Genomic DNA, 12436 nt, shown 5'->3' with positions numbered 1-12436 from the left:
GCCCTGCGGCGGCCCGGGCGCGGTCAGGCTGCCCTGCGGTGCTTGGGGAACGGTCAGCCGGCCCCGTGGTGGCCTGGGCGCGGTCGGGTGCCGCCAGAGCGGCCTGAAGGCGTTCGAATGCCCCCGTGGCGCCGCCTCGGGCAGGGTCAGACCAGCCCGGACCGGGCTGGGTGCGGTCGGATCGCCCCGGGATGGGCTCGGTGCGGTCGGCCGGGCCGGGAATCGGCTGGGTGGGTTCGGACGAACCGGGTGGCGCAGGCGGGCGGGGTGGGGCAGGCGGTCGGGGTGGTCCGGGCGTGGCCGGCTCGGCGCGTTCGGACGGGACCGGCATGGTTCGGGCGCGTTCGGACGGGACCGGCATCGTTCGGGCGCGTTCGGGTGGGGCGGGGCGGAGATGTCCGGAGGCTTGCGGCTCCGACCCGGTGCCGGGAGCGATCGCAGTGGCGGCGACCGGTCCGGTCTCGCCGGTGGCGGGTGGAGGGCCGGTCAACGCCGTACCGGTGGGCCCGACCGTACCGGGCCAGACCCTGGCCGGGCCGTCGGACGGTGCGGTGGTCGACTTCGCGGGCCGGGCTGCAGGCCCGAACGCCCCGACGCTGGGGATCGGCACCGTCGCGTCCACGGTCGCCGCCGTCGGGTCCCGGGTCGGCACCGTCAGGTCCCGGGTCGCCGCCGTCGGGCCGCCCGTGGTCGGGACGGCGGGTGCGGTGACCGGGGTCGACGGGCGGGTTCGGCCGGGGCTCGTGGTGCCGTTGTGCTGGGCCGGAGACACCGGCGTCGGCCCCGGTTCGGCGGGGGGCGTGATCGTCGGGGGAGCGGCCGGGGTCGAGGCAGAGGGGGGACCAGGATCGGTGAAGCGGGGGATCACCATGGTCTGGTCGTCGGCGTCCGGGGCACGATGGCGTCCATTGCGCTCGTCGTGCGACGGGTCGCCGCTGATCGAACTCACCCCGGCACCTGGGCGGTACGCAGCCCGGTTGACCCCTCGAAGGCCGGCACGGTCACGCTGGACTCCACTGTCTCCTGGTATCCGAGTTGGAAGTGGTCCACGGCGTCCTTGAACAACCGGACGCCCTCGGAGGCGGCGAGGGCCCGCTGTAGGGCGGCGGGGTCACCAATTGCGGTGATCTTGAAAGGCGGCGAATATACCCGTCCGTGTAGCAACAGGGTGTTTCCTACGCAGCGTACCGCGCTGGTGGCGAGCACGCGGACGTTCATGATGGACATGCCCTCGGCCCCACCTGCCCAGAGAGCGTTGACAACCGCCTGCACGTCGCCCTGGTGGACCACGAGATCGTCGTTGCTCGCGTTCGCCGGCCGGCTGTCGTCGCCGAGCCGGGGAGCGTCATTGAGCTCGACCACGAGGCCCGACCCGGCCAGGGCGGTGAAGCCGGCCGCCACCCGACTGGCGGCGGCGCGGTCGCGCTGGGCGGCGACCGGCGCGTCGGAGCCGGCCAGCGACTCGGTCTGCCGCTCCACCTGCGCCCGCAGGTCCGCGGCCTGTTTCTCGGTGGCCACCACCTGGTCCCGGCGGTCCTTCATCAGCTGGGCGAGTTCGGGTCGGCGGTCCTCCCGCAGCGAGGTGCCGTTCGCGGTGGTCGCCGAGGTGGTGAAGAGGAGACCGGCGGCGAGTGCGATCAACGGCACAGCGGCCGACCAGCCGGGCCGTCGCTGCCCCGAGCGGCGGGGCAGTAGCCCGACAACCGCCCGACGGAGCACCTTGCGCCAGGAGATGACACCCGTTGTGTACTCCACCGAGCCCGTCCTCCCCATCGTGTCGATCTCTCGTACCGTGGGCGCCGTGTCCCACCCGGTAGCCGGATCCGTTCACCGGGAGCAACCGGTTGGCCCCGTTCATGGCCTGATCGGGCCATCGCGACTACGCTAGCTGTCGAACATTATTGGCCATGGACCGTCGCCCCTGCGTCCGGTTGTCAGGCCGGACGAGGATCGCCACCCCCTCAGGAGGAGCGCCGTGCCGAAGTCGCAGGTCCGCAAGAAAAAGGTCTACACCCCCCCGACCGACGTGCGCCCCTCGGGCACGGCGGCGACCCGCAAGCCTAGCCCGATCTGGCTGCCCATCACCGCGGTCAGCTTGATCGTCTTTGGCATCGCGTGGCTGGTGGTCTACTACCTTTCCGAGACCCTCTACCCCGTTCAGAGCTGGGGTTACTGGAACCTCGCGATCGGCTTCGGGGGCATGGTGGGCTCGTTGGCCCTGCTCTCCCGTTGGCGCTGATCCGGTCGAACCGGATCAGACAGATCTCGCACGACATCCCGCGCTGACCGTCCCGTACGGGTAGGTCGGTCGGTTCAGCCGGCGCCAGCACCGTCCCGCGGGCGCCGGCTCGGCGTACGCGCACCCTGACCGGCGCGGCAGGTCCCGACCGGCTCCGCCTAGGGTGTCCGTACGGCGGCGTATCCGGCTGCGAGAAATCCCACGTTACCAGTGGGTAACTTAGCGCGTAGGCTGCAAACACGATCGCACCCCCGCGGTCGTGCCAGTCGCCGGGCACGTCGTACACCGGGAGGCCAGGGCATGGGCAGCGTCCAGATCGTCACCACGGCCGTCGCCGCCACCATCACCGTGGTGGCGGTGGTGCTGGCGGTCCGCGCGGTGCAACGGATGCTGGCGGTGATCCGGTCGGGTCGGCCCGACCCGACGCGCTTCGGTGACCGCGCCCTGCGTACCCGGACGATGCTGACCGAGACGCTCGGGCACACCCGCATGCTGCGCTGGAGCGTGGTCGGCGCCGCGCACTGGCTCGTGATGGTCGCCTTCATGGTGCTCTCGCTGCTGGTGCTGGAGGCGTACTTCGAGGTGGTCACCCCGACCGGCGGGCTGCCGGTGGTCGGCCACTGGCTGGTGTACGGCCTGGCCACCGAGATCATCGGCATCCTCGGTACGGTCGGCATCCTGGTGCTGATCGCCATCCGGCTGGGCAACCGTCCCGGTAACCCGGAGCGGCGGTCCCGGTTCACCGGCTCGACCATGTGGCAGGGCTACTTCGTCGAGGCCGTGGTGCTGGCGGTGCTCGTCTGTGGCTTCCTGATCCGGGGTTTCAAGGTCGCAGGCGACCACTTCGAGTTCCCGGCCTGGGCCACCCCGGTCAGCCACGCCGTCGGGGCGGTGCTGCCGGACTGGTCGGACGGCACCAGCGTCACCGCCATGGTGAAGATCATCATCTCGATGACCTGGGTGATCGTCATCGCGCTGAACGTGACCATGGGTGTGGCCTGGCACCGGTTCTTCGCGTTCTTCAACATCTACTTCAAGCGGGACCCCGGCAAGCCCGGCTCCGGGCTCGGTGCGCTGCGGCCGATGATGAGCGAGGGCAAGCCCCTCGACTTCGAGGAGGCCGACCCGGAGAAGGACCAGTTCGGGGTCGCCCAGGTGGAGCAGTTCACCTGGAAGGGACTGCTGGACTTCAGCACCTGCACCGAGTGCGGTCGGTGCCAGTCGCAGTGCCCGGCCTGGAACACCGGCAAGCCGCTGTCGCCGAAGCTGCTCGTACTGAGCCTGCGCGACCACGCGTACGCGAAGGCGCCGTACCTGCTGGCCGGTGGGGGCAAGGACCTGACCGGTGAGGAGAAGGCGACCCAGGCCCAGCTCGCCCACCTGGACGTACTGTCCCTCGCCGAGGGGAACCGGCCGCTGATCGGTGGGGCCGAGGAGGGCGGGGTGATCGACCCGGACGTGCTCTGGTCCTGCACCACCTGCGGCGCCTGCGTCGAGCAGTGCCCGGTCGACATCGAGCACGTGGACCACATCGTCGACATGCGCCGCTACCAGGTGCTGATCGAGTCGAACTTCCCGCCCGAGGCGGGCGTCATGCTGCGCAACCTGGAGAACAAGGGCAACCCGTGGGGTGCCCCGCCGAACACCCGCGAGGACTGGACCAAGGGGCTCGACTTCGAGGTGCCCCGGGTCGGCGAGACCGAGGACTTCGAATACCTCTTCTGGGTCGGCTGTGCCGGGGCGTTCGAGGACCGGGCCAAGAAGACCACCCGCGCGGTGGCGACCCTGCTGCACGAGGCCGGGGTCAACTTCGCCATCCTCGGCGAGGGCGAGACCTGCACCGGCGACCCGGCCCGGCGGATCGGCAACGAGTTCGTCTTCCAGATGCTCGCCCAGCAGAACGTCGAGACGCTGAACGAGGCGTTCGGCGACCGGGAGCCGGCCAAACGCAAGATCGTCGCGACCTGCCCGCACTGCTTCAACACCCTCGGCAACGAGTACGGCGAACTCGGCGGCCAGTTCGAGGTCGTGCACCACACCCAGTTGCTGGCCCACCTGGTCGCCACCGGCAAGCTCACCCCGGTCGCGCCGATCGACGGCGGCGTCACGTACCACGACCCCTGCTACCTGGGCCGGCACAACCGGGTCTTCACGCCCCCGCGTGAGGTGCTCGGCGCGGCGGCGGCCGACGGGCTGACCGAGATGCCGCGTAACAGCGAGCGTTCCTTCTGCTGCGGTGCCGGCGGCGCCCGGATGTGGATGGAGGAGCGGATCGGCAAGCGGATCAACGTCGAGCGGGTCGAGGAGGCCATCTCGACCGGCGCGAAGACGATCGCGGTCGGCTGCCCGTTCTGCACCACGATGATCAGCGACGGGGTGAACGGCAAGGGGGCGGGCGATCAGGTCGAGGTGATCGACGTCGCCACCGTCCTGCTCCGCTCGGTCAAGCCGACCACCCAGGGACAGCCCGAACCCGCCGGTACGGCCGGCTAGCCACGCCGTTGGACCGGCCTGCCGCGATGTCGAGAACGGCCCGTTTCGCAGCGGCGGCCGTACGACTGGTTGGCCGGGCCGTACGTCTCGTGGTCGGGGTCCTGCTCGGCGCGGTTACCGCGGTGGTGGACCTGACGTACCTGATCTGGTCCGGGCTGATCCTGGTGCCGGTCTGGCCGCATCCGGGAGCCCGACGGGCGGCGGTACGCGAGATCCAGTCCGGTGCCCGGCACCTGGCCGAGGTGGAGCGGTGGCGCCTGGCGGCGTTCCTGGGCAGCGTCAACGCCGACGACTACAGCGGTCGGCGCGCGGTGCAGTACCTCTGTCTGCGCTGGGCCGTCGGCCTGCTCGGCGGCTTCGTCCTGCTGGCCTTCGCGTACGGCGCCCTGGCCGGACTGGTCTGGCTCGGTGAGTGGGTCGCCGGCCAGAGCCGTCCGCTGCTGTTCGCCGGTCAGCTCCTGCTCGGTCTGATCGGCTTGTTCCTGGTCGTGCAGGGGCTGATCGGCCTGGCCACGCTGGACCGGCGGCTGGGTCGGCGGTTCTTCGGGCCGAGCGGCCGGGAGGTGCTGGAGCGCCGAATCAGCGAGCTGGCGGTGAGCCGGGCCGGGATCGTCGAGGCGGTCGACGCCGAGCGGCGGCGGATCGAGCGGGACCTGCACGACGGTCTTCAGCAGCGGCTGGTCGCGCTCGGCATGCTGCTCGGCCGGGCCCGCCGCACCGACGACCCGGACCGGGCCGGGGAGCTGCTCCGGCAGGCGCACGAGGAGTCCCGTACGGCCCTGGACGATCTGCGCGAGGTCGCCTGGCGGGTGTATCCCGCCGCGCTGGACAACCTCGGCCTCCAGGACGCGTTGGCCGGGGTGGGCGAGCGGGCCGGGGTGCCGGTGACGATCCACTACCGGCTGGTCGAGCAGCCGCCGGACCGGGTCCGGACCGCCGCGTACTTCGTGGTGTCGGAGGCGGTGACGAACGCGGCCAAGCATGCCCGCGCCGGCCGGGTCGTGGTCGGGGTGGCGCCGGGGCAGAATGCGGTCGTGGTGACGATCGAGGACGACGGGATCGGTGGCGCGGACCCGACCGGCAGCGGCCTGGCCGGGCTGGCCCGCCGGGTGGCGGCGCTGGACGGCCGGTTCCGGGTGGACAGCCCGCCCGGTGGCCCGACCACTGTCGTCGCGGAGCTGCCGTGCGGGTGATCCTGGCCGAGGACTCGACCCTGCTGCGGGAGGGGTTGGCCCGGCTGCTGGTCGAGGAGGGGCACGAGGTGGTGGCCGCGGTCGGCGACGCGGTCGCCCTGGTCGCGGCGGTCGCGGCGGGACCGCCCGATGTCGTGGTCGCGGACGTACGGATGCCGCCGACGCACACCGACGAGGGGCTGCGCGCCGCCCTGGAGATCCGCCGCCGCTGGCCGGCCGTCGGGGTCCTGGTCCTCTCCCAGTACGTGGAGAAGCGGTACGCGGTCGAGCTGCTCGGTGGCCACACCGACGGGGTTGGTTACCTGTTGAAGGACCGGGTGGTGGAGGTCGGCGAGTTCCTCGACGCCCTGGCCCGGGTCGGCGCCGGCGGCACCGCCTTCGACCCGGAGGTGGTACGTCAGCTGCTCGCGCGTACGTCGCACGTGGACTCGTTGGGCCGGCTCACCGAGCGGGAGCGGGCGGTGCTCGACCAGATGGCGCAGGGGCAGACGAATGCCACCATCGCCGGGCAGCTGCACGTCTCGCAGAGCGCGGTGGAGAAACACGTGAACTCGATCTTCGAGAAGCTGGGGCTGTCGCACACGACCGGCTACAGCCGCCGGGTGCTGGCGGTGCTCCGCTACCTCGGTAGTTGACCTGCCGTCAGCGCTCGTGCCATCCGCATAGTCGTGGAACAATCGGCGCAGAGGTGAGCAGATCATCGATAGCCCGCTGTTGACGACCCTTCTGCCGCTGGTCGCCTTCGTGCTGCTGACCGCCGGCAACGCGTTCTTCGTGGTGGCCGAATTCGCCCTCGTGACCGTCGACCGGGCCCAGATCGACCAGCGTGCCGCCGCCGGGGATCGCCGGGCCGGCACGGTCCACAAGGCACTGCGGGAGCTGTCCTTCCAGCTCTCCGGGGCGCAGTTGGGCATCACCATCACCGCCCTGCTCACCGGCTATCTCGCCGAGCCGGCGCTGGCGAAGATCTTCGGCCCGGTGCTGCGGCCACTGATCGGCGACCGCACCGAGCCGGTCACCCCGCTGCTGGCGCTGGTGCTGGCCACGCTGCTGTCGATGCTCTTCGGTGAACTGATCCCGAAGAACGCCGCGCTGGCCCGGCCGCTGCCGGCGGCGCTGGCGACGGCCGCGCCGATGCGTACGTTCAGCATCGCCTTCAAGTGGCTGATCCGGGGACTGAACAACTCGGCCAACTGGCTGGTGCGGCGGCTCGGGGTGGAGCCGCAGGAGGAGTTGGCCAGCGCCCGGTCCGCCGACGAGCTGGGTCTGCTCGCCGCGATCTCGGCGCAGGCGGGGGCGTTGCCGCCGGACACCGCGATGCTGCTGCGCCGGACCATCCGGTTCGGCGACAAGCGGGCCGCCGAAGCGATGACGCCCCGGGTGGACGTGGTGGCACTGCGGGCCGGCGCCACCGTGGCCGAGCTGCTCGACCTGGCGCAGCGCACCGGGCGGACCCGCTTTCCGGTGTACGAGGACACGCTCGACCTGGTGACCGGGGTGGCCGGGGTGCCGGACGCGCTCGGCGTACCGCTGGCCCGCAGGGCCGAGACGACGGTCGCCGCGGTGGCCCGCGAGCCGGTGTACGTACCGGAGAGTCTTGACCTGGACAACGTGCTCGCCGCGCTGCGTCGCGCGGACGCCGACCTGGCGATCGTGGTCGACGAGTACGGCGGCACCGACGGTGTGGTCACGGTCGAGGACCTGGTGGAGGAGCTGGTCGGGGAGATCGCCGACGAGTTCGACCCGGCGGCCGGGCCGGACAGCGGGTGGATCGAGCTGACCGTGCCGGGCGGCGAGCGGACGGTCCTGGTCGACGGGGTGCGGCGCGGGGACGAGTTGGCCGAGCAGACCGGCTTCCGGCTGCCCGACGGCCCGTACGAGACGCTGGCCGGTTTCCTGCTGGCCCGGCTCGGGCACATCCCGGTCGCCGGGGAGGCGGTCACCGAGCAGGGGTACGAGTTCACCGTGGTCGAGGTGGACCGGCACCGGATCGAACAGGTCCGGGTGCTGCGCCCGCCGGAGCCGGGTGAACCGGGATGACCCGGCCGACGACGGGACACTCCCGGTGACCGAGCTGCTGATCGCCCTCGGCCTGCTGCTCGGCAACGGCTTCTTCGTCGGCAGCGAGTTCGCGTTGATCGCCTCCAGACGTACGGTGATCGAGCCGATGGCGGCGGTGCTCCGCCCGGCCCGGTGGGCGCTCTCGGCGATGAACCAGATTCCGCTGATGATCGCCGGGGCGCAGCTCGGCATCACCATCTGTTCGCTGGGTCTGGGTGCGATCGCCGAGCCGGCCCTGGCGCACCTGTTGGAGGGCCCGTTCCACGCGGTCGGGATGCCGGTGGGCGCGGTGCACCCGGTCGCGTTCGTGCTCGCCCTCGGGGTGGTGGTGTTCCTGCACACGGTGGTTGGCGAGATGGTGCCGAAGAACATCACCCTGGCCGGTCCGGAGCGGGCGGCGATCTGGCTCGGGCCGGCGATGCTGGCCTTCTGTACGGCGACCAAGCCGCTGCTGCTGGCGATGAAGTGGGCGTCCCGCCAGGTGCTGCGGTTGTGGGGGATCGAGGCGGCGGACGCGGTGAAGACGGTGTTCACCGCGGAGGAGCTGGCCGGGCTGGTCGCCCAGGCGCGTACGGAGGGGCTGCTCGACCCGGTGGAGCACGCCCGGATCGCCGGGGCGCTGGCACTGCACCGGCAGACCGCGGCGGACGCGTTGCGGCCGTGGTCGACGGTGACGACGGTGGCCGAGGACGTGTCACCGGCGTCGTTGGAGGTGCTGGCCACGAGTACGGGCCGGTCGAGGTTCCCGGTGGTCCAGCGCAGTACCCGACGGGTGCTCGGGTTCGTGCACGTCAAGGACGTACTCGGGTATGCCGGGGCGGCGCGGCGGGCGCCGGTGCCGGCCGACGTGGTGCGGGTGCTGGCGGTGGTGCCGCCGGACCGTACGCTGGCCGAGCTGTTGTTGTCGATGCGCCGGGAGCGTCGGCACATGGTGTTGGTGAGTGACGGCCGGGCACCGCTGGGTGTGGTAACGCTCGACGATGTATTGACTGCCGTCGTTGGTAGGTCCACTGAGATCGTTGTCCGGCAACCGATTGCGCCGGTTTGAATACAGCGAGCAGTATCCGCCCACCGGCCTTGATTCGCACTCGAACCTTCCCCTAATGTGGGGCTCCGACCGCTGTGGGACGTCGGCGCCCATTTCCCCCCTCGGGTGGCACCCGGCGGTCGGTAACGAAGGAGTCGGTGCCGGTGGCACGCGTGCCCTCCCATCGCCATTCGACCAATCATGAGCATCCGGGCGGCGGCAATCGTCGTCGTGCCTACCGCCTGGTGGCACTCGCCGCGGTGGTGCTCGCCGGACTGCTGCCCGCCGCCCAGGCGCAGGCCGCCCCGACGGTCGACGAAATCGAAAAGCAGATCGACGCCCAGTGGGTGCAGCTCGAACCGACCATCGAGCAGTACAACAAGGTGCACAGCCAGCTTCTGGCGAACCAGAAGAAGTCGGCCGACCTGCAAAAGAAGATTCAGCCGCTGGCGCTCCAGGCCAACATGGCCCTCGACCGGGTCGGTGACCTGGCCTCGCGCTACTACAAGACCGGCCCGTCGTCGGACCTGAACGCGCTGATCACCACCGGCTCGCCGACCCAGCTCGCGGACCAGCTCACCATCCTGGACCACCTGGCCCGGCAGCAGCAGGAGCAGATCGCCGACGTCACCGCGGCCAAGGACAAGTACGACGGCGAGAAGCGCAAGCTGGACGACCTGATCACGCAGCAGAAGAAGCAGGACACCGAGCTTGCCGGCAAGCGCAAGCAGATCAACGGCGAGATTGAGCGGCTGGAGAAGCTGCGGCTGACCGCGTACGGGTCGGGCGGCGCCGGTGGGTCGCTGCGCAAGGGCCCCTGCCCGGCGACGTACCCCGGTGGTGCCGCCGGCACCGCGGTCAGGACCGCCTGCGCGCAGATCGGCAAGCCGTACGTCTGGGGTGCGACCGGCCCCAACTCGTTCGACTGCTCGGGGCTGACCCAGTACGCCTGGGGTAAGGCCGGGGTGCGGCTCACGCACTTCACCGGTGCACAGTGGAACGAGGGCAAGGTGGTGAGTCGGGCCGACGCCCGACCCGGCGATCTGGTCTTTTTCTACAGTGATCTGCACCACGTGGGGATGTATGTCGGTAACGGGCTGATGGTGCACTCGCCACGGTCCGGTAAGCCGGTGCAGATGCAGAGCATTGACGTCATGCCGGTTGCCGGGTTCCGTCGACCGGGCTGACCGGGTTAATTGCCCAGATTTGCAATGAAGAAACCCCTTGCTGGCGACACCCGCCATTAGCAAGGGGTTCTCTTTATGTCGACCACAACACACCCTGAGTAATTGTCAGATATACGGAAAGATTGCCTTCCTGTCACGGGTTGCACTTCGATAACGGGCTTCCTACTGTGAGAGATCGTCGGGGCGGTACCAGTCCACCCAGCCCGGGTGGCACCGGCTCGACACCGCCGAATCGTTTCCCGAAACGAACCGGGGACCCAGCACCTCGGGGTGAATCCGCGAATTCTCGTGGTAGGGCGCCACTTCCCGCCCGAACCCGTCAGCTAACCCGGTAGGCGGTTCCGGAAGAAGGAGCGCCTACCCCGGTGGCTAACCATGCCCCGAGGCCGCTGTCCACACGGTCGACTCCGGTCGACCCGAGGACTTTGCGGTCGCGTACCCGTCGGCCCGTCCGTACCAGTTTGCTCGCCGTGATCGTCGGCGTAGCCGTCGTCCTGCTCGGGGCCCCGGCCCACGCCGACCCCTCGGTCGCCGAGATCGAGAAGCAGATCGACGTGGCCTGGAACCAGCTCGAACCGATCATCGAGAAACACAACGCCACCCGTCAGGACCTGGACGTCAAGAAGAAGCAGGCCGACGCGCTGGCCAAGAAGATCCAGCCGTTGCAGATCCGGGTCGACCTGGCCATGGGCAAGGTCAGCGAGATGGCGGTGCGGGCGTACAAGGGGGACAACACCTCCGCGATCAACGCCATCCTGACCACGGACTCGCCGACCATGCTCGCCGACCAGCTCACCATCCTCGACCAGTTCGCCCGTCGGCAGCAGCACGACGTGCAGGCGGTGGTCGACCTCAAGGAGAGGTACGCGGCCCAGAAGGCCCCGCTGGACAGCCTGGTCGCCCAGCTCACCCGGACCGAGGCCGACCTGGCCGCGAAGAAGAAGCAGATCGACGCCGAGATCGACCGGCTCCAGAAGCTGAGAATCAAGGTGTACGGCAACGGCGGCGGCGGTCCACTCGCCCCGGCCCCGTGCCCGTCGGAGTACCCGGGCGGCGGCGCCGGCATCGCCGTCAAGTACGCCTGCCAGCAGATCGGCAAGCTCTACGTCTGGGGCGCCGCCGGCCCGAACACGTTCGACTGCTCCGGCCTGATGCTCGCCGCCTGGGCCAAGGCCGGGGTGACCCTGCCGCACAACGCCGCCGCCCAGCGCCGGGTCACCGCGTACGTCAAACGCGCCGACCTGCGCCCCGGCGACCTCGTCTTCTACTACGCCGACCTACACCACGTCGGCATGTACGTAGGCAACGGCTGGGTAGTCCACGCCTCCCAAGCCGGCGAACCCATCAAAATGAAACCCGTAGACGAAGGCACCATCCACAGCTTCGGCCGCCCCCACTAGCCCCTCCCTCCCCCTCCCCCCGCTTGGCTTCCGCGCTTGGCTTCCGCGCTTGGCTTCCGCGATCTAGGGCAAATACGTGCTTGTTGATCTCCAAACACACGTATTTGCCCTAGATCGGCGAGCGGAGACGGGCGCGGGGGAGGGGAGGAGGGGTTTAGGGGGTTCAGGGGGTTAGCGGGTGGGCCAGGTTCGCCAGTGTTGCCAGGAGCGGCTGGGGGTGGGGCCGCGTTGGCCCTGGTAGCGGGAGCCGTAGACGGCTGAGCCGTAGGGGTGCTCGGCGGGGGACGAGAGCCGGAAGATGCAGAGCTGGCCGATCTTCATGCCGGGCCAGAGGGTGATCGGCAGGTTGGCCACGTTCGACAGTTCCAGCGTGACGTGGCCGGAGAAGCCCGGGTCGATGAAGCCCGCGGTGGAGTGGGTGAGCAGGCCCAGCCGGCCCAGGCTCGACTTGCCCTCCAGTCGGCCGGCGAGCTGGTCGCCGAGCGAGATGACTTCGAGCGTCGAGGCGAGCACGAACTCACCGGGGTGCAGCACGAACGGCTCGCCGTCCGGCACGTCAACCATCGAGGTCAGGTCGTCCTGCTGACTGGCCGGGTCGATGTGGGTGTAGAGATGGTTGTTGAACACCCGGAAGAGCCGGTCCAGCCGTACGTCGATGCTCGACGGTTGCACCAGTGCCGGCTCGAACGGGTCGAGCCCGAGGGTGCCCGCCTTGATCTCGATGACCAGGTCACGGTCGGAGAGCAGCATCCCGCCACCTTAGCGAGCGGTCGAGATCGACTTCGTCGTACCCGTACCGGCGGTGGTGTCGGGCTCACGCGTGTCGCACTACCGTA

10 protein-coding genes and 1 riboswitch are annotated in these 12436 nt (G+C 70.3%); of the genes, 8 read left to right on the top strand and 2 right to left on the bottom strand.

Annotated features, from left to right (window positions below):
• Positions 1–945: 945 nt before the first annotated feature.
• Positions 946–1755 carry a DUF881 domain-containing protein gene (locus OG792_RS33165; protein ID WP_329105637.1) on the bottom strand — a complete coding sequence of 270 codons (810 nt, stop codon included), beginning with the start codon at positions 1753–1755 and terminating at the stop codon, positions 946–948.
• A 220-nt stretch (positions 1756–1975) separates the two neighbouring features.
• On the opposite strand from OG792_RS33165, the gene OG792_RS33160 reads away from it, so the two are divergent.
• From OG792_RS33160 to OG792_RS33125, 8 genes are all read left to right on the top strand, one after another.
• Positions 1976–2239, top strand: a complete 264-nt coding sequence (locus OG792_RS33160) for a cell division protein CrgA (protein ID WP_329105635.1) — start codon at positions 1976–1978, stop codon at positions 2237–2239.
• A gap of 300 nt (positions 2240–2539) precedes the next feature.
• Positions 2540–4732 carry a (Fe-S)-binding protein gene (locus OG792_RS33155; protein ID WP_329105633.1) on the top strand — a complete coding sequence of 731 codons (2193 nt, stop codon included), beginning with the start codon at positions 2540–2542 and terminating at the stop codon, positions 4730–4732.
• Positions 4733–4758: 26 nt separating this feature from the next.
• Positions 4759–5925, top strand: a complete 1167-nt coding sequence (locus OG792_RS33150) for a sensor histidine kinase (protein ID WP_329105632.1) — start codon at positions 4759–4761, stop codon at positions 5923–5925.
• Positions 5916–6560 (top strand): response regulator transcription factor, encoded by a 645-nt coding sequence (locus tag OG792_RS33145; RefSeq protein WP_329105630.1) that lies wholly within the window; start codon positions 5916–5918, stop codon positions 6558–6560. Before OG792_RS33150 ends, OG792_RS33145 begins: the two co-directional genes overlap by 10 nt.
• 79 nt (positions 6561–6639) lie before the next feature.
• Entirely contained in the window at positions 6640–7965 is a 1326-nt protein-coding gene (locus OG792_RS33140; RefSeq protein ID WP_329105628.1) for a hemolysin family protein, read from the top strand.
• Between the two features lie 25 nt (positions 7966–7990).
• Positions 7991–9034, top strand: coding sequence for a hemolysin family protein (locus OG792_RS33135; protein WP_329111583.1), 1044 nt, complete (start codon positions 7991–7993; stop codon positions 9032–9034).
• A 137-nt stretch (positions 9035–9171) separates the two neighbouring features.
• Positions 9172–10200, top strand: a complete 1029-nt coding sequence (locus tag OG792_RS33130) for an NlpC/P60 family protein (protein WP_442932342.1) — start codon at positions 9172–9174, stop codon at positions 10198–10200.
• Between the two features lie 215 nt (positions 10201–10415).
• Positions 10416–10553: riboswitch (cyclic di-AMP (ydaO/yuaA leader) on the top strand.
• Positions 10554–10670: 117 nt separating this feature from the next.
• Complete coding sequence (locus OG792_RS33125; protein ID WP_329105624.1) at positions 10671–11600, top strand: C40 family peptidase; 930 nt, start codon at positions 10671–10673, stop codon at positions 11598–11600.
• Between the two features lie 171 nt (positions 11601–11771).
• On the opposite strand, the gene dcd is transcribed toward OG792_RS33125, so the two are convergent.
• The gene (dcd, locus tag OG792_RS33120) at positions 11772–12350 is read right to left on the bottom strand and encodes a dCTP deaminase (RefSeq protein WP_329105622.1); all 579 of its coding nucleotides are present in this window, start codon (positions 12348–12350) and stop codon (positions 11772–11774) included.
• Between the last annotated feature and the right edge of the window lie 86 nt (positions 12351–12436).

Origin of the sequence: Micromonospora sp. NBC_01699 (assembly GCF_036250065.1) — a bacterium.
GTDB lineage: Bacteria > Actinomycetota > Actinomycetes > Mycobacteriales > Micromonosporaceae > Micromonospora_G.
Note: the sequence above shows the minus strand (reverse complement) of the source record. Positions and strands in the feature narration are given on the sequence as shown.

What these genes read in the sequence shown, in the direction of transcription:
- OG792_RS33155 (WP_329105633.1), top strand. Translation starts at nt 2,540, where the DNA reads ATGGGCAGCGTCCAGATCGTCACCACGGCCGTCGCCGCCACCATCACC.
- OG792_RS33150 (WP_329105632.1), top strand. Translation starts at nt 4,759, where the DNA reads ATGTCGAGAACGGCCCGTTTCGCAGCGGCGGCCGTACGACTGGTTGGC.
- dcd (WP_329105622.1), bottom strand. Translation starts at nt 12,350, where the DNA reads ATGCTGCTCTCCGACCGTGACCTGGTCATCGAGATCAAGGCGGGCACC.